Source organism: Pantoea sp. X-Soil-ISGK-355, assembly GCF_059730805.1.
The window spans coordinates 3,560,489-3,577,452 of record NZ_AP035971.1 but is presented as its reverse complement, the minus strand read 5'-3'; the positions used below and the strand labels follow the sequence as shown (position 1 = coordinate 3,577,452).

General features: G+C 55.2%; 14 protein-coding genes. 13 read left to right on the top strand and 1 reads right to left on the bottom strand.

What is annotated here, in order from left to right; genetic code table 11:
• Nucleotides 1–157: 157 nt before the first annotated feature.
• Nucleotides 158–1,297, bottom strand: a complete 1,140-nt coding sequence (gene queG, locus AC6I8J_RS16365; protein WP_497825578.1) for a tRNA epoxyqueuosine(34) reductase QueG — start codon at nt 1,295–1,297, stop codon at nt 158–160.
• Between queG and nnr the strand changes: the two genes are divergently transcribed.
• The 13 genes from nnr (at nt 1,296) to rnr (ending at nt 16,943) form a co-directional block, all read left to right on the top strand.
• Nucleotides 1,296–2,816 (top strand): bifunctional ADP-dependent NAD(P)H-hydrate dehydratase/NAD(P)H-hydrate epimerase, encoded by a 1,521-nt coding sequence (gene nnr, locus AC6I8J_RS16360; RefSeq protein WP_161734929.1) that lies wholly within the window; start codon nt 1,296–1,298, stop codon nt 2,814–2,816. The genes queG and nnr overlap by 2 nt on opposite strands.
• A complete protein-coding gene (tsaE, locus tag AC6I8J_RS16355) occupies nt 2,813–3,289 on the top strand; it encodes a tRNA (adenosine(37)-N6)-threonylcarbamoyltransferase complex ATPase subunit type 1 TsaE (protein ID WP_161734926.1) in 477 nt (158 codons plus the stop codon). The genes nnr and tsaE overlap by 4 nt, the downstream gene beginning before the upstream one ends.
• Nucleotides 3,286–4,956, top strand: a complete 1,671-nt coding sequence (gene amiB, locus AC6I8J_RS16350; RefSeq protein WP_497825577.1) for an N-acetylmuramoyl-L-alanine amidase AmiB — start codon at nt 3,286–3,288, stop codon at nt 4,954–4,956. The genes tsaE and amiB overlap by 4 nt, the downstream gene beginning before the upstream one ends.
• Before the next feature lie 46 nt (nt 4,957–5,002).
• Nucleotides 5,003–6,862 (top strand): DNA mismatch repair endonuclease MutL, encoded by a 1,860-nt coding sequence (mutL, locus tag AC6I8J_RS16345; protein ID WP_161734920.1) that lies wholly within the window; start codon nt 5,003–5,005, stop codon nt 6,860–6,862.
• Nucleotides 6,855–7,805, top strand: a complete 951-nt coding sequence (gene miaA, locus AC6I8J_RS16340; RefSeq protein ID WP_161734917.1) for a tRNA (adenosine(37)-N6)-dimethylallyltransferase MiaA — start codon at nt 6,855–6,857, stop codon at nt 7,803–7,805. Before mutL ends, miaA begins: the two co-directional genes overlap by 8 nt.
• Nucleotides 7,806–7,908: 103 nt before the next feature.
• On the top strand, nt 7,909–8,220 hold the full coding sequence (gene hfq / locus AC6I8J_RS16335) for an RNA chaperone Hfq (RefSeq protein WP_010256116.1): 312 nt from the start codon (nt 7,909–7,911) through the stop codon (nt 8,218–8,220).
• Nucleotides 8,221–8,292: 72 nt separating this feature from the next.
• On the top strand, nt 8,293–9,573 hold the full coding sequence (gene hflX / locus AC6I8J_RS16330; protein WP_161734914.1) for a ribosome rescue GTPase HflX: 1,281 nt from the start codon (nt 8,293–8,295) through the stop codon (nt 9,571–9,573).
• Nucleotides 9,574–9,800: 227 nt separating this feature from the next.
• Complete coding sequence (gene hflK, locus AC6I8J_RS16325) at nt 9,801–11,039, top strand: FtsH protease activity modulator HflK (RefSeq protein WP_161734911.1); 1,239 nt, start codon at nt 9,801–9,803, stop codon at nt 11,037–11,039.
• A gap of 3 nt (nt 11,040–11,042) precedes the next feature.
• The gene (gene hflC, locus AC6I8J_RS16320) at nt 11,043–12,047 is read left to right on the top strand and encodes a protease modulator HflC (protein WP_161734908.1); all 1,005 of its coding nucleotides are present in this window, start codon (nt 11,043–11,045) and stop codon (nt 12,045–12,047) included.
• A 56-nt stretch (nt 12,048–12,103) separates the two neighbouring features.
• Nucleotides 12,104–12,304: a DUF2065 domain-containing protein gene (locus tag AC6I8J_RS16315; RefSeq protein ID WP_010256126.1), complete on the top strand. Its 201-nt coding sequence runs from the start codon at nt 12,104–12,106 to the stop codon at nt 12,302–12,304.
• Between the two features lie 166 nt (nt 12,305–12,470).
• Nucleotides 12,471–13,769, top strand: a complete 1,299-nt coding sequence (locus tag AC6I8J_RS16310) for an adenylosuccinate synthase (protein ID WP_031592738.1) — start codon at nt 12,471–12,473, stop codon at nt 13,767–13,769.
• A 218-nt stretch (nt 13,770–13,987) separates the two neighbouring features.
• Nucleotides 13,988–14,431, top strand: coding sequence for a nitric oxide-sensing transcriptional repressor NsrR (nsrR, locus tag AC6I8J_RS16305; protein ID WP_161734886.1), 444 nt, complete (start codon nt 13,988–13,990; stop codon nt 14,429–14,431).
• A 16-nt stretch (nt 14,432–14,447) separates the two neighbouring features.
• Complete coding sequence (gene rnr, locus AC6I8J_RS16300) at nt 14,448–16,943, top strand: ribonuclease R (RefSeq protein WP_161734883.1); 2,496 nt, start codon at nt 14,448–14,450, stop codon at nt 16,941–16,943.
• The last annotated feature ends 21 nt before the right edge of the window (nt 16,944–16,964 follow it).

Below are 16,964 nucleotides of genomic sequence, written 5' to 3'. Positions count from 1 at the left end.
AACACAAATTTTTCATAAGTGGTTGATATTTATGTTTATGAAGATATTTCAATTTGTTATTTCACAGTGAAATCAGCGTTGTTGCAGTTGAATGACAACGGCTTTTTATTTTTATTCACAGCATGTGGAAAACGATATCCAGCGGCTCGCTGTTCAATCATGCATCACGCGGTAAACCCTTCTCAACTGCACGAACCAGCCGTTTCTGCTGGGCGGGCTGCACTTCAACTACCAGCTGCTCACGTTTCTGCTGCTGTTGTATCACTGCCCACTGAATATGTTCATCCAGCAGTTCACTCTCACCAAGTCGTTGTTCCAGCACCTGAATGATGTGGGGCGACCAGGGTGCATTACCCAGCGCCACGGCAATATTGCGCAGCCAGCGTAAATGGCCAATACGGCGAATGGCTGAGCCTTCCGTGATGCGTAAAAATTTCGCTTCATCCCACTGAAACAAATCGAGCAGCTCCGGTGCATGTAAAGCCGCGCGCGGTGAAAAGTCGCTTTCGTCACTGAGTTGTCCATAGCGATTCCACGGACAGATCAGCTGGCAGTCATCGCAGCCATAAATGCGGTTACCCATCAGCGGACGAAATTCTTCCGGGATAGCCCCTTCCAGCTCAATGGTGAGATAGGAGATACAGCGCCGGGCATCCACGACGTAAGGCTCAACGATTGCGCTGGTGGGGCAGATGGTCATGCAGGCAACGCAGCGGCCACACTGCTCCTGCTGCGGAGTGTCGACCGGCAGCGGAATGTCGATCAACAGCTCGCCGAGGAAAAACCACGAGCCGGCTTCCCGATTCAGTATCAGCGAATGTTTGCCGGTCCAGCCGAGTCCGGCTTTGGCCGCCAGCGGGCGCTCCAGCAGCGGTGCCGAATCCACAAACGGCCGGAAATTCAGCTCGCCACAGTGCTGCTGGATCATTTCTCCGAGCTTTTTCAGTCGATTGCGCAATACTTTGTGGTAATCACGACCGAGTGCATAACGGCTGACATAGCCCAGTCGGGGATTTTTCAGCGTGCTGGCAAAGGCAGCTTTGGCCGGAAGGTAGTTCATACGAACGCTGATGACGCGCAGCGTGCCGGGCAGCAACTCATGAGGACGCGCCCGCATCATGCCGTGTCGCGCCATCCATGCCATCTCACCATGATACTGCTTATCGAGCCATTCCTGCAGGCGCGGCTCTTCTGCACTGAGATCGGTATCGGTGATGCCGACCTGCTGAAAGCCGAGATCCAATCCCCACTGTTTAATCTGTTGTGCGAGTTCATGAAGATCGAGAGGGTATGACATGAGTGACCAGGATTCGAAGAAAAACAGCCGCAGTTTACCATATTCTGTCTGGCCTGCGCAGGCTGTGGCACAGCTTGAGCAACAGGGAGCCGATGCGCTCGGGATTACTCTGTATGAGCTGATGCAGCGTGCCGGGCAGGCCGCTTACGAGCATCTGACAGCGCACTGGCCCGAAGCCAGCCACTGGCTGATCCTGTGCGGTCATGGCAATAACGGCGGTGATGGCTATGTGCTGGCGCGTCTGGGGCAGGCGGCGGGCAAAACCATCACGTTGCTGGCGTGCGAAAGTGAAAAAGCGCTGCCGGAAGAGGCACAGCGTGCGCGGGACGCATGGCTGGATGCGGGCGGTGAAATTCATGCGGCCGATGCGGCCTGGCCAGATCAGGTTGATATGATTGTCGATGCCCTGCTGGGAACGGGCAGCAATCGTGCGCCCGAAGAACCCTATGCCACGCTGATCCAGCAGGCGAACGCCCATGCGGCACCGATAGTCGCCATTGATATGCCTTCTGGCTTATCCGCGCGCAACGGCACTGCGCCCGGCGAGGTGATGAATGCCAGTCATACGCTGAGTATGGTCGCACTGAAACCGGGCCAGATCACCGGCAAGGCGCGAGACTACATCGGAAAGCTCTGGTATGCCGATCTTGGTCTGGCTGCTTTTCTGGCCGGAGAAGAGGCACCTATCGCCCGTTATGATGCCAGCGCATTAACCCGCTGGCTTAAGCCACGTAAACCGACCTCGCACAAGGGCAGTCACGGCCGGCTGCTGGTCGTGGGAGGCGATGCGGGCACCGCGGGTGCCGTTCGAATGACGGCAGAAGCCGCGTTACGCAGCGGCAGTGGGTTGGTGCGAGTACTCACTCACAAAGATAATATTATTCCTATTCTGACCGCACGGCCTGAAATTATGGTCGATGAACTGACTGATGAACGCCTGACGGAGGCGCTGGAGTGGGCTGATGTCATCGCGATTGGACCCGGTCTGGGTCAGCGCGAATGGGGAAAGCAGGCATTGAAGCGGGTAGCAGGCAGTGAAAAGCCGATGCTTTGGGACGCGGATGCACTTAACCTGCTGGCAATCAGTCCTGAGAAACGTCAGAATCGCATTATTACGCCGCATCCTGGCGAAGCGGCGCGTTTGCTGAATATCGAGACCAGTGAAATTGAGAGTGACCGCTTACATGCAGCGCAGACATTGGCGCAGCGTTATGGTGGCGTAGTGGTACTGAAAGGTGCCGGCACGCTGATTGCCAGCGAGCAGGGCGAAATGGCCTTTGCGGATGTAGGCAATGCCGGTATGGCGTCCGGCGGTATGGGCGATCTCCTGAGTGGAATTATCGCCTCGCTGGTGGGTCAGAAACTGACGCTGTTCGATGCGGCCTGCGCGGGCTGCGTTGCACATGGTGCGGCGGCCGATGCGGTTGCGGCAGAACGCGGTACTCGCGGTATGCTGGCCACTGATTTACTGGATCTGCTGTGGCAGTTTGTTAATCCTGAGATGAATAAAGAAGCATGAAGACCTGTGTTATTTCTTTGCCCGATGAGGCGGCTACGCTCAGTTTGGGCACTCAGCTGGCGCGCGCCTGTGGCAGCGCGGCAGTGATTTATCTCTATGGCGATCTGGGGGCGGGTAAAACCACCTTCAGCCGCGGCTTTCTGCAGGCGCTGGGCCATCAGGGCAATGTCAAAAGTCCTACTTACACCCTCGTTGAACCTTACACGCTGGATGACCGTACGCTCTACCACTTCGATCTCTATCGCCTTGCCGATCCCGAAGAGCTTGAGTTTATGGGCATCCGCGACTACTTCAACGGTGATGCTATCTGTCTGGTGGAATGGCCTCAGCAGGGTGCCGGTTTTCTGCCACAGCCCGATCTCACCTTAACGCTACGTTATGCGGGTGAGGCGCGTGAAGCAGAACTGACGGCACAATCCGCGTCCGGCCAGCAGTGGCTTGAACACGTTGGTCAGAACAGGGATGAGGCATGATGTCACGGATGAAAATAGCACTGGTATCACTGCTGCTGCTGGTCTGTACGCCCCTGTTTGCCGCCACGCTGTCTGATATCAAAGTGGCCAATGGCGATAGTCAGGCTACCGTTACGCTGAACTTTGCCGGACAGCCGGTCTATGCCTTTTTCTCTCTGCACAACCCGAATCGTGTAGTGCTGGATGTGCGCCAGAGCGGCGTGGTTCAGGGGCTGCCGTTAAATTTCAGCGGCGAAAACATCGTAAAGCGAATTCGCACCAGCACCCCTAAAGATAAACAGAGCGTGCGGCTGGTGTTTGAGCTGACGCAGGCGGGTAAAACCCGGGCGGTCACCCAGCGCAATGGCAACAGCTACAGCGTAGTCTTCACCATTACCGGTAAGCCACCTGCTGTTACGCGCAGTGTGCCTGCGCCGGTAACGGCCCCGACGCGCGTACCCACCCAGAGTGCCGCAGCGGCTAACCCCTTTAATTCGAATCCGGTGACGTCCGTGACCAGCACAGCCAGCACCGTGAGTCCTGGCCGGGCCATCAGCCAGAACGATACCGTGATTGTGGCGATTGATGCCGGACATGGCGGTCAGGATCCCGGTGCCATCGGGCAGCGTGGACTGAAAGAGAAGAACGTCACGATCGCGATTGCACGTAAACTGCGGGTGTTGCTGAATAACGATCCGATGTTTAAAGGCGTCCTGACGCGTGATGGCGACTATTTTATCTCGGTTATGGGCCGCTCCGACGTGGCGCGTAAAGCCAACGCCAACGTGCTGGTTTCAATTCATGCTGACGCCGCGCCGAGCCATGCGGCGACCGGTGCATCGGTCTGGGTATTATCAAACCGCCGGGCCAATAACGAGATGGCTAACTGGCTGGAGCAGAAAGAGAAACAGTCTGAGCTGCTGGGCGGCGCAGGTGACCTGCTGGCTAACAGTCAGGCCGACCCCTACCTCAGCCAGGCGGTACTTGACCTGCAATTCGGCCACTCGCAGCGGGTCGGTTATGACATCGCCCAGAAAGTGTTGCAGCAGATGCGCAGCGTGACGTCGCTGCATAAACGTCTGCCTGAGCATGCCAGTCTTGGCGTGCTGCGTTCACCTGATATTCCTTCTTTGCTGGTGGAAACCGGCTTTATCAGTAATTCCTCGGAGGAGCGACTGCTTGGCAGTAGCGCACACCAGGATAAGATTGCGCAGTCGATCTATAAGGGTCTGCGCACTTATTTCCTGGCGCACCCGCTGCAATCCATCCCAAAGGAGGAAAACCGGCCGCTGGGCTCGTCGCCAGCGGTTAGCGTCGCCAGCAACCCGGCGACAGGTGTGACACAATATACCGGAGCAACGCAGCGCCATACGGTAACGCGTGGTGAGACACTTTCCGGTATTGCCGCGAAGTATGGCGTCAGCATGAACACCCTGCGTGAGATGAACACCCTGAAGCGGGATGTGGTGTGGGTCGGACAGCGGCTCAAAGTGCCGGCCAGTGCAGTCGCCAGTCGCACCACGCGCGCTACGCCACGCGGCGTTGTGCGCCACAAAGTTGTGGTGGGCGATTCATTAACCGGCATTGCCGCACACTACGGCGTCAGTCCGAAAGCGATAATGCAGACCAATAATCTGAAGTCGACCAACGTCATGTTGGGGCAGAACCTGAAAATTCCTGCATCCTGATTGTTTGCCCGGCCCCTGCGCCGGGCTGCCAGCTAAAAGGAAAACCATGCCGATTCAAATTTTACCACCCCAGCTGGCTAACCAGATTGCGGCGGGTGAAGTGGTTGAGCGTCCTGCCTCCGTGGTTAAAGAGCTGGTGGAGAATAGCCTGGATGCCGGCGCGACGCGCATTGACGTTGATATTGAAAAGGGCGGCGCAAAGCTGATTCGCATTCGTGACAACGGGTGCGGCATCGTGAAAAGCGAGCTGTCGATGGCACTCGCCCGTCACGCTACCAGTAAAATAACCTCACTGGATGACCTGGAAGCGATCATGAGCCTGGGTTTTCGTGGTGAAGCGTTGGCCAGTATCAGTTCTGTCTCCCGCCTGACACTCACCTCACGCACCGCCGACCAAACTGAAGCCTGGCAGGCCTATGCAGAAGGGCGTGATATGGCGGTAACGGTTAAACCGGCGGCGCATCCCTGTGGTACCACACTGGAAGTGCTGGACCTGTTTTATAACACGCCGGCACGCCGCAAATTTATGCGCACCGAGAAAACCGAGTTCGGTCATATCGACGAGGTCATTCGCCGTATTGCCCTGGCACGTTTTGATGTCGCCCTTTCGCTAAGCCACAACGGTAAAATGATGCGTCAGTATCGGGCCGTCAGCGAGGAGAGCCAGCGCGAACGGCGGCTGGCTTCTATCTGCGGCACCACGTTTATGCAGCATGCGCTGCGCATCGACTGGCAGCATGACGACCTCTCGCTGCGCGGCTGGGTTGCCGACCCTGCCGGTTCGCGCCAGGTCACCGATCTGCAGTATTGCTATGTGAATGGCCGAATGATGCGCGATAAACTGATTAACCATGCTATTCGCCAGGCGTTCCAGACTCAGCTCCAGGATGACCAGCAGCCCGCTTATGTGCTCTATCTGGAGATCGACCCGCATCAGGTTGATGTCAACGTCCATCCGGCCAAGCACGAAGTACGGTTTCATCAATCACGCCTGGTGCATGACTTTATCTATCAGGGTGTGGTCAGCGCATTACAGGCGATGGCGACACCGACCTTACCTGCGCTCCAGGCAGAAGAGCCCGCACCGCGCTGGCAGCCGGAAAACCGTCAGGCAGCAGGCGGTAATCATTTTGCGCAGCCATCGGCATCCGTCAGTGAGAAGAAATCAGCAGCATCCGGGCGTGAAACACAGCCTGCTCCGGCCTGGCAGAACAAAGAGAATGGGTATCGTCAACGTGAAGGGGCGGTTTATCAGCAGTTGCTGAAAACGCCTGTCAGCACGTCATCACCGCCAAAAGCCCGCGAGCCGATAGCGCGTCAGCCCGAAAGACCCTCGCCACTGGCCGCGCATGCTCAAAGTTTTGGCCGTGTACTGACCGTGTTACACAATCACTTTGCACTGCTGGAGCAGGATCAGACATTAATGCTGATGGCGTTGCCGGTGGCGGCGCGCTGGCTGAAACAGGCGCAGCTTGAACCGGGCGAAGAGGGGCTTAAACCGCAGCCACTATTGATCCCGGTGCGCCTGAAAATCGCCCAGGAAGAACGACAGGCAGCAAAAGAAAAGAGCAGCCTGCTCAATCAGATGGGCATTGAACTTCAGCCCGAAGGAGACCACGTGACATTGCGCGCGGTGCCTTTACCGTTACGAACACAAAATTTACAAATCTTGATTCCTGAGCTGTTAGGCTATCTCGCCCGGCAGCAGGAGATCTCTGCGACGCAACTGGCCCAGTGGCTGGCGCGGCGTCAGGATACAGAGTCCTCCGACTGGAATCACTCACAGGCGATCAACCTGCTGGCAGAGCTTGAACGGCTTTGCCCACAGCTGCTGAAATCGCCGCCTTCAGGCTTATTACAGCCCATAGAGATTGAGAGCGCGATCAACGCGTTGAAGCATGAGTGAATTAAACCAGGCTGGCCGGCCAAAGGCTATTTTTTTGATGGGACCCACGGCGTCTGGCAAAACGGCTTTAGCAATTGAATTGCGTAAGCAGTTACCAGTGGAACTAATCAGCGTAGATTCTGCCTTAATCTATCGTCAGATGGATATTGGCACGGCGAAACCGTCGGCTGAGGAGTTAGCAGTGGCGCCCCATCGTCTGCTCGACATCCGCGACCCCGCAGAAACCTATTCGGCAGCGGAGTTCCGGCGGGATGCTTTAGCAGAAATGGCGGATATCGTTGAAGCCGGACGAATACCGTTGCTTGTTGGTGGAACCATGCTCTACTTCAAGGCGTTACTTGAAGGATTGTCGCCGTTGCCCTCGGCCGATCCCGACGTTCGTCAGCGGATAGAGCAAACGGCGCGTGAAAAAGGCTGGGAAGCTTTACACCGCCAGCTGTGTGAAATCGACCCGGTTGCCGGCAGTCGTATTCATCCGAATGATCCGCAGAGACTTTCGCGAGCACTGGAAGTTTTTTTTATTTCGGGTAAAACTTTAACGGAACTGACAAAAACATCCGGTGAAGCGTTACCCTACGACGTGCAACAGTTTGCCATCGCCCCCGCGAGCCGCGAATTGCTGCACCAGCGCATCGCGTTGCGTTTTGAGCAGATGTTGGCGTCAGGATTTGAAGCGGAGTCTCGGGCCCTGTTTGCACGAGGTGATTTGCATACGGACATGCCTTCCATTCGTTGTGTTGGTTATCGTCAGATGTGGTCTTATTTGTCGGGCGAAATCGATTACAGCGAGATGGTTTATCGGGGAATTTGCGCAACCCGGCAGCTTGCTAAGCGACAGATGACCTGGTTACGCGGTTGGGAAAATGTTCACTGGCTTGACAGTGACGAGCCCCGGCTGGCGCGTGATACAGTGTTACAGGTTCTTAGTGCGAAGCATGGGTGATTGTGTACAATTGATGGGTTATCGTGCGCAAATTTTTACGCAGTTTTTTCAGAACCATAGGTTCTACTTGCAACAAACAACAAGCATATAAGGAAAAGATAGAATGGCTAAGGGGCAATCATTACAAGACCCGTTTTTGAACGCACTGCGTCGTGAACGTGTTCCGGTTTCGATTTATCTGGTTAACGGTATTAAGCTGCAGGGTCAGATTGAGTCATTTGATCAGTTCGTCATTTTGTTGAAAAACACGGTGAGTCAGATGGTGTATAAGCACGCCATTTCTACCGTTGTTCCTTCACGCCCGGTTTCTCACCATAGCAATAATACCGGTGGCGGCAGCAACAATTACCATCATGGCGGCAGCAACACAACTGCGCAGCCACAGCCACAACAAGACGGTGATAACGCAGAATAACGCGTCACCGTACAGCCAGGAACGGAGAACAGCGGTTTTCCGTCCTGGTCTTTTATTTAGCGAGGTTATAGCTTGTTTGACCGTTATGAAGCCGGTGAGCAGGCCGTACTGGTACACATCTGGTTCTCCCAAGACAAAGAAGTAGAAGATTTGCAGGAGTTTGAAACCCTGGTCTCTTCTGCTGGCGTTGAGGCGCTGCAAGTGGTTACTGGCAGCCGCAAAGCGCCACACCCCAAGTATTTTGTCGGTGAAGGAAAAGCCGTTGAAATTGCCGATGCGGTAAAAACAACAGGAGCATCGGTCGTATTATTCGATCATGCCCTTACGCCCGCTCAGGAAAGAAACCTCGAGCGCCTGTGCGAATGCCGTGTCATTGATCGCACCGGTCTGATTCTGGATATCTTTGCCCAACGCGCACGTACCCACGAAGGTAAATTGCAGGTTGAGCTGGCACAGCTGCGCCATCTTGCGACACGTCTGGTACGCGGCTGGACGCACCTTGAACGTCAGAAAGGCGGGATAGGCTTGCGTGGCCCGGGTGAAACACAGTTAGAAACCGACCGTCGTCTGCTGCGCGGACGTATAAGTCAGATCCTGTCACGTCTTGAGCGGGTTGAAAAACAGCGTGAGCAGGGACGACAGTCTCGTGCTAAAGCGGATGTGCCAACGGTTTCGCTGGTGGGTTACACCAATGCCGGCAAGTCGACCCTCTTTAACGCCATGACCTCTGCCAACGTCTTTGCCGCAGACCAGCTGTTTGCGACACTTGACCCTACACTGCGCCGTCTGAATGTTGCCGATGTCGGAGATGTCGTTCTGGCGGACACGGTGGGCTTTATCCGCCATCTTCCTCACGATCTGGTTGCCGCATTTAAAGCTACGCTGCAGGAGACACGTCAGGCGACGCTGTTACTGCACGTGATTGATGGTGCCGATCTTCGCGTTACGGAAAATATCGCCGCCGTCGATACCGTACTGGAAGAGATCGAAGCGGACGAAATTCCGACCTTACTGGTCATGAATAAAATCGATATGCTCGACGGATTCGAACCGCGTATCGATCGCAACGAAGAGAACCTGCCCATCCGCGTCTGGCTTTCCGCCCAGACTGGTGCAGGCATTCCGTTGCTGTGGCAGGCCCTGTCCGAGCGCCTGTCAGGTGAAATTGCCCAGCACGCGTTACGTCTGCCACCGGAGGCGGGGCGACTTCGCAGCCGTTTCTATCAGTTGCAGGCGATTGAGAAAGAGTGGAATGAAGACGACGGCAGTGTAGGATTGCAGATACGTATGCCCATCATTGAGTGGATGCGTTTATGTAAGCAGGAACCGTCGCTGACCAGTTACATTGTTTGATATTGCCCAAACGCATTTACCTTAAAAATTGAAGATTGTCGCACTTTCGTTGCAGGCCTGAATACGCAGGATTTACCCGGGTATTTCGGATTTCAGCAAGGCGGCAACTGAGTGAATCCCCGGGCGCTTACGCAGATGAGTGAGCGGGGTGAGCGAAGGCAGCCAACACCGCTGCAATCCGAAAGATGAAGGGTAAAAACCGTAATTACAATAAATGGAGTAGAGACATGGCGTGGAATCAGCCCGGAAATAACGGACAGGACCGCGACCCGTGGGGAAGCAGCAATAATCAAGGCGGCAACTCTGGGGGAAATAAGGGAGGACGGGAATCCGGGCCTCCTGATCTGGATGATATCTTCCGTAAGCTGAGCAAGAAGCTTGGTGGACTGGGTGGTGGCAAACAGAGCGATAACGGTCAACGCGGCTCCGGCAGCGGAGGCAAAATCGTTGGCATCGTGGCTGTTGCTGCTGTAGTCATCTGGGCTGCAAGCGGTTTCTACACCATCAAAGAAGCGGAACGCGGCGTGGTAACGCGCTTCGGTAAGTTCAGTCACCTGGTTGAGCCCGGCCTGAACTGGAAACCGACATTTGTTGATCAGGTACGTGCGGTTAACGTTGAATCGGTGCGTGAACTGGCGGCTTCTGGCGTGATGCTGACCTCAGATGAGAACGTGGTACGCGTGGAGATGAACGTGCAGTATCGCGTGACCGATCCGGAACGTTATCTTTATGCCGTGACCAGCGCGGATGACAGTCTGCGTCAGGCGACTGACAGTGCGCTGCGCGGCGTGATTGGTCGTTCTACCATGGACCGCATTCTGACTGAAGGTCGTACCGTGGTGCGTAGCGATACCCAGCGTGAAATCGATGAAACAATTCGCCCTTACAACATGGGGATCGCGGTACTGGACGTCAACTTCCAGGCTGCCCGTCCGCCGGAAGAGGTGAAGTCTGCGTTTGATGATGCGATTGCCGCACGTGAAAACCGCGAACAGTATGTCCGTGAAGCAGAAGCTTACGCCAATGAAGTTCAGCCTCGAGCTAATGGCCAGGCGCAACGTATTCTGGAAGAGGCGCGCGCTTACAAAGAGCGTACCGTGCTGGAAGCGCAGGGTGAAGTGGCGCGTTTCGCCAAGATTTTGCCGGAGTATAAAGCCGCGCCTGAAATTACCAAAGAGCGTCTCTATATTGAGACAATGGAACGCGTGCTGAGCCATACCCGCAAAGTACTGGTTAACGATCGGGGTAACAACCTGATGGTACTGCCGCTGGATCAACTGATGCGTGGTGGTCAGTCTGCACCAGGCCAGAATGGTCAGAAAGGCGGTAACAGTTCTTCGCTGCCAGCCATCTCCGATCGCAACGCCAGCCGCAATGACACGTCGTCATACAGTCCGGACAATATCATGGATCAGCGTCGGGCGAATGCTCAGCGCAGCGACAGCCAGCGCGAAGGGAGAGAGTAATCGATGCGTAAGCCAATAGTATTTTTAATCATTGTCGTGCTGGTGGCGCTCTATGCGTCGCTGTTTGTGGTGCAGGAAGGGCAGCGAGGCATTGTTCTGCGCTTCGGTAAAGTCCTGCGCGACGGCGAAAACAAACCGCAGGTATTTGAGCCGGGTCTGCATTTTAAGATTCCATTCCTGGAAACGGTTAAAACGCTGGATGCGCGAATTCAGACGATGGATAACCAGGCCGATCGCTTCGTCACCAAAGAGAAGAAAGATTTGATCGTGGACTCCTACATCAAATGGCGTATCAGCGATTTCAGTCGCTACTACCTGGCTACCGGTGGCGGTGATGTTTCTCAGGCAGAAGTGCTGCTGAAACGTAAGTTCAGTGACCGTTTGCGTTCTGAAATGGGTCGTCTGGATGTGAAGGATATCGTCACAGACTCCCGTGGTCGCCTGACCACCGATGTGCGTGACGCGCTGAATACTGGTTCTGCGGGCAGCGATGATGAAATCGCCACGCCTGCGGCTGATGATGCGATTGCCAGCGCAGCAGCCCGTGTCGAGCGCGAAACCAACAGCAGCGAGCCGGCACCGAATCCGAACAGTATGGCAGCACTGGGTATTCAGGTTGTGGATGTGCGCATCAAGCAGATCAACCTGCCGACAGAAGTCTCCGATGCCATCTTCAACCGTATGCGTGCTGAGCGTGAAGCCGTAGCGCGTAGTCAGCGTTCACAGGGTCAGGAAGAGGCGGAAAAACTGCGCGCCCAGGCCGATTATCAGGTGACGCGTACGCTGGCTGAAGCCCAGCGTGAAGCCCTGATCACGCGCGGTGATGGTGATGCGGAAACGGCGCGGCTGTTTGCCGATTCGTTCAGTAAAGATCCTGACTTCTACGCCTTTATTCGTAGCCTGCGTGCCTATGAAAACAGCTTCAATAGCGATCAGGATGTGATGGTGTTAAGCCCGGATAGCGACTTCTTCCGATATATGAAGGCGCCCTCTAACGCAACACGCTAAGAACTGATATAACCTGTGGGCCGACAATGTTGTCGGCCTTTTTTTTAGGATTCAGAATGAAAACAAGCATCTGGATGGCGCTGGCGCTGGTGTTAGTGCTGGAAGGGTTGGGACCGATGTTTATGCCGCGCGCCTGGCGACGCATGATCCTGACGATGACGCGGTTGCCCGATCGTCTGCTGCACCGCTTTGGGGGAGGACTGGTCGTTGCTGGCATGGTGATTTACTGCATGCTCAGCCTGCACGGCAACCTCTAGTACCCGAGTTCACACCGGCTAAATTGTGCCTCTTCGCGCCATTATCCCCAACATGTTGTAGTGATCAAAACTCAGGCAAAAAAGCGCGCAATCGTATGCTAAAAGTGCTGAAAGCCATGGGATCAGATGGTAGAATCCTTTTTTAAGCAATCGGTGATTTTGAGAAATGGGTAAGAACGTCGTCGTACTGGGCACCCAATGGGGTGACGAAGGTAAAGGTAAGATTGTAGACCTTCTGACTGAGCGCGCGAATTACGTTGTGCGTTATCAAGGCGGCCACAATGCGGGCCACACGCTTGTCATCAACGGTGAAAAAACCGTCCTCCACCTGATCCCTTCTGGCATTCTGCGCGATAACGTAACCAGCATTATTGGTAACGGCGTAGTGCTTTCTCCTGAAGCCTTAATGAAAGAGATGAAAGGCCTGGAAGCGCGCGGGATCCCGGTACGTGAACGTCTGCTGATTTCTGAAGCCTGTCCGCTGATCCTGCAATATCACGTTGCGATGGATATGGCGCGTGAACGTGCCCGTGGTGCCAAAGCGATTGGTACTACCGGCCGTGGCATCGGCCCTGCTTATGAAGATAAAGTCGCTCGACGTGCACTGCGCGTTAGCGACCTGTTCAACAAAGAAACCTTTGCTGCCAAGCTGAAAGAAGTGGTCGATTTCTACAACTTCCAGCTGGTTGAGTACTACAAAGAGCCGGCAGTGGACTTCGACAAAGTGCTGAGCGATGTGATGGAAGTCGCTGACATCCTCACGGGCATGGTGGTTGACGTCTCTGAACTGCTGGACGTTGCGCGTAAGCGTGGCGATCTGATTATGTTTGAAGGCGCGCAGGGTACGCTGCTGGATATCGATCACGGAACCTATCCGTACGTGACGTCGTCCAACACGACCGCAGGTGGCGTGGCAACCGGTTCAGGCATTGGTCCGCGTTATGTCGACTACGTGCTGGGTATTGTGAAAGCGTACTCAACCCGCGTGGGCGCAGGCCCGTTCCCGACCGAGCTGTTCGATGAAACTGGCGAATTCCTCTGTGCGCAGGGCAATGAGTTTGGTGCGACCACCGGACGTCGCCGTCGTACCGGCTGGCTGGATGCGGTCGCGGTTCGCCGTGCGGTTCAGATTAACTCCCTGTCAGGTTTCTGCATGACCAAGCTGGACGTGCTGGATGGCCTGAAAGAAGTGAAAATCTGTGTTGCTTACCGTATGCCTGATGGCCGCGAAGTGACTACGACGCCACTGGCGGCAGAGAACTGGGAAGGCATTGAGCCGATCTACGAAACCCTGCCAGGCTGGAGCGAGACCACGTTTGGCGTGAAGACGCTGGAAGGTTTGCCTCAGGCCGCACGCGACTACATTAAGCGTGTAGAAGAGGTAACGGGTGTGCCGATTGATATCATCTCAACCGGTCCCGATCGCAGTGAAACGATGATTCTGCGCGATCCGTTCGACGCATAATCACTCAGGCCGGACGCTGTCCGGCCCTTGTTTTCCCACTATTTGATGCCACTTTACCTCCCTTCGCTTGTCAAACCTTGTGCTGGCTTAAAAAAACGCACGGCAAATCAGACTCTGGTTTATCATCGTAGTTAATCGAATGGCAATCCGATTTAATCCTGACATCAATCACAGGGCGAATAATGCAATGCCACGCCTGAAGGTTCACTGAGGTTACTGTGCAGCTCACGAGTTTTACTGATTATGGCTTACGGGCGCTGATTTATCTGGCAGCGTTGCCTGAAGATCAGCAGACCAATATTACGGAAGTGACAAACACCTATGGTTTGTCCCGTAATCATATGGTCAAAATCATCAATCAGCTGAGCCGTGCGGGCTACGTTGCCGCAACGCGTGGTAAAAATGGGGGCATTCGCCTGGGTATGCCGCCTCGTCAGATTGTCATTGGCGACGTGGTACGCAAGATGGAACCGCTACAATTAGTGGACTGCGCCTCCTGTTCCATCACACCAGCCTGCCGTCTGAAGCAGGCACTGCACGATGCAGTGCAGCGCTTTTTGCAGGAGCTGGATAGCTATACGCTGGCAGATTTGGTCGAAGGTAATACACCACTTTATGAAATCATCCTGTCCAAATCGCCGCCGGAAATAAATATTAAATGACATCGGAGGAACCGCTATGTCAAAAGATCCTTTTCAGGATAGAGAAGCTGAAAAATACGAAAATCCTATTCCAAGCCGTGAATTTATTCTGGCTCTGTTAGAAAAACGTGAAAAACCAGCCAGCCGTGAAGAGCTGGCTGAAGAGATGAATCTGCACGAAGAAGAGCACCTTGAGGCGCTACGTCGCCGTCTTCGCGCCATGGAACGTGATGGTCAGCTGGTGTTCACCCGCCGTCAATGCTATGCGCTGCCAGAACGTCTTGATCTCCTGCGGGGTAAAGTCATTGGCCATCGTGATGGCTACGGCTTCCTGCGGGCAGAAGGTCAGAAAGATGACCTCTACCTCTCCGCAGAGCAGATGAAATTCTGTATGCACGGTGACGTAATCCTGGCGCAGCCGCTGGGTGCCGATCGCAAAGGCCGCCGCGAAGCGCGCGTGGTCCGCGTGCAGGAACCGCGCAACAATCAGATCGTTGGCCGCTACTTTACCGATGCGGGTGCCGGCTTTGTGGTGCCTGACGACAGTCGCCTGAGTTTTGACATCCTCATCCCGCCTGAAGAGACGATGAATGCCCGCATGGGTTCTGTGGTGGTGGTTGAGCTGGTCCAGCGTCCGAACCGTCGCACCAAAGCGATCGGTAAAGTGGCTGAGATACTGGGCGATGATATGGGCACCAGCCTGGCCGTTGATATGGCGCTGCGTACCCATGAAATTCCGCACACCTGGCCGCCAGAAGTGGAAGCTCAGGTCAGCAAGCTGAAAGAAGACGTCCCGGAAGAGGCCAAAAAAGGCCGCGTCGATCTGCGCAAACTGCCGCTGGTCACCATAGATGGTGAAGATGCCCGTGACTTTGATGATGCGGTCTACTGCGAGAAAAAACGCGGTGGCGGATGGCGTCTGTGGGTCGCTATCGCCGATGTGAGCTATTACGTCCGTCCGGGTACGCCACTGGATGACGAAGCGCATCAGCGCGGCACCTCAGTCTACTTCCCGTCGCAGGTTGTGCCGATGCTGCCGGAAGTTTTGTCGAATGGCTTATGCTCGCTTAACCCGCAGGTCGATCGACTCTGTATGGTGTGCGAGATGACCATTTCGACTAAAGGTAAGCTCACCGGCTTTAAGCATTACGAAGCGGTGATGAACTCCCATGCGCGTCTGACCTATAACAAAGTCTGGAACATCCTGCAGGGCGACAAAGAGTTGCGTCAGCAGTATGCACCGCTGGTCAAAGATCTTGAAGAGCTGCACAACCTCTACCAGGTACTGGATGCTGCACGTGAAGAGCGCGGCGGTATCTCGTTTGAAACGGAAGAAGCGAAGTTCATCTTCAACGCCGAGCGTCGTATTGAACGTGTTGAGCGCGCGTCACGTAATGATGCCCACAAGCTGATCGAAGAGTGCATGATCCTGGCGAACATCGCCTCAGCACGCTTCGTTGAGAAAAATCAGGAACCGGCACTGTTCCGCGATCACGATCGCCCGACCGATGAGAGCATCAAGAGCTTCCGTACCGTGCTAAACGAGCTGGGACTGACTCTGCCAGGCGGCAACAAACCGCAGCCTGTCGACTATGCGGCGCTGCTGAAGCAGGTTGCCGATCGTCCTGATGCAGAGATGCTCCAAACCATGCTGCTGCGTTCGATGAAGCAGGCGGTTTACGATCCGGAAAACCGCGGTCACTTTGGTCTGGCACTCTCATCGTATGCGCACTTTACTTCGCCAATTCGCCGCTACCCGGATCTGACGCTGCACCGCGCCATCAAATATCTGCTGGCAAAAGAGCAGGATGAAGGTAAAGGCCTGGTACAACGCGCCATCAAATACCTGATGCCGAGAGAGCGCAGCGTCGCCAAAGATATGACGACAGCAACCGGCGGCTATCACTACGAGATGCCGGAGATGCTGCAACTGGGTCTGCACTGTTCCCTGACCGAACGTCGCGCCGATGAAGCAACCCGCGACGTCGCGGACTGGCTCAAGTGTGACTTCATGCAGGACCAGGTTGGCAACGTCTTCAACGGCGTTATCTCCAGCGTGACCGGATTTGGCTTCTTTGTCCGCCTGAGCGATCTGTTCATCGACGGACTGGTCCACGTTTCAACCCTCGACAACGATTACTACCGTTTTGACCCGGTAGGTCAGCGTCTGATTGGTGAATCGGGCGGCCGTACCTATCGTCTGGGTGACACCGTTGAAGTACGTGTCGAAGCGGTCCATATGGACGAGCGTAAAATCGACTTCGCTCTTATCTCCAGCCAGCGTCAGGTGCGTGGTGAGGGTAAAACCGCGCGTGATCGGGCGAAGCGTGAAGACAACGCGCCAGCGAAGCGTCGTCGTAACGTGAACAAAAAGTCCAACTTCGAGCCGGATGCTGCATTCCGGGGTGACAAGGGCAAACCAGCCGTGGCGAATACCGAGAAAAAAAGTAAAAACGTCTCGGAAAAAACCCGTAAAATCGCCGCCGCCACCCGGGCGAAGCGCGCCAGAAAAAAAGCGGAGCCTGAAGGCTGAGCGTAATAGAGTGCGCATACC

Coding starts and splice junctions, on each gene's coding strand:
- nnr (WP_161734929.1), top strand. CDS start 1,296: ATGAGTGACCAGGATTCGAAGAAAAACAGCCGCAGTTTACCATATTCT.
- queG (WP_497825578.1), bottom strand. CDS start 1,297: ATGTCATACCCTCTCGATCTTCATGAACTCGCACAACAGATTAAACAG.
- tsaE (WP_161734926.1), top strand. CDS start 2,813: ATGAAGACCTGTGTTATTTCTTTGCCCGATGAGGCGGCTACGCTCAGT.
- amiB (WP_497825577.1), top strand. CDS start 3,286: ATGATGTCACGGATGAAAATAGCACTGGTATCACTGCTGCTGCTGGTC.
- mutL (WP_161734920.1), top strand. CDS start 5,003: ATGCCGATTCAAATTTTACCACCCCAGCTGGCTAACCAGATTGCGGCG.
- miaA (WP_161734917.1), top strand. CDS start 6,855: ATGAGTGAATTAAACCAGGCTGGCCGGCCAAAGGCTATTTTTTTGATG.
- hfq (WP_010256116.1), top strand. CDS start 7,909: ATGGCTAAGGGGCAATCATTACAAGACCCGTTTTTGAACGCACTGCGT.
- hflK (WP_161734911.1), top strand. CDS start 9,801: ATGGCGTGGAATCAGCCCGGAAATAACGGACAGGACCGCGACCCGTGG.
- hflC (WP_161734908.1), top strand. CDS start 11,043: ATGCGTAAGCCAATAGTATTTTTAATCATTGTCGTGCTGGTGGCGCTC.
- AC6I8J_RS16315 (WP_010256126.1), top strand. CDS start 12,104: ATGAAAACAAGCATCTGGATGGCGCTGGCGCTGGTGTTAGTGCTGGAA.
- AC6I8J_RS16310 (WP_031592738.1), top strand. CDS start 12,471: ATGGGTAAGAACGTCGTCGTACTGGGCACCCAATGGGGTGACGAAGGT.
- rnr (WP_161734883.1), top strand. CDS start 14,448: ATGTCAAAAGATCCTTTTCAGGATAGAGAAGCTGAAAAATACGAAAAT.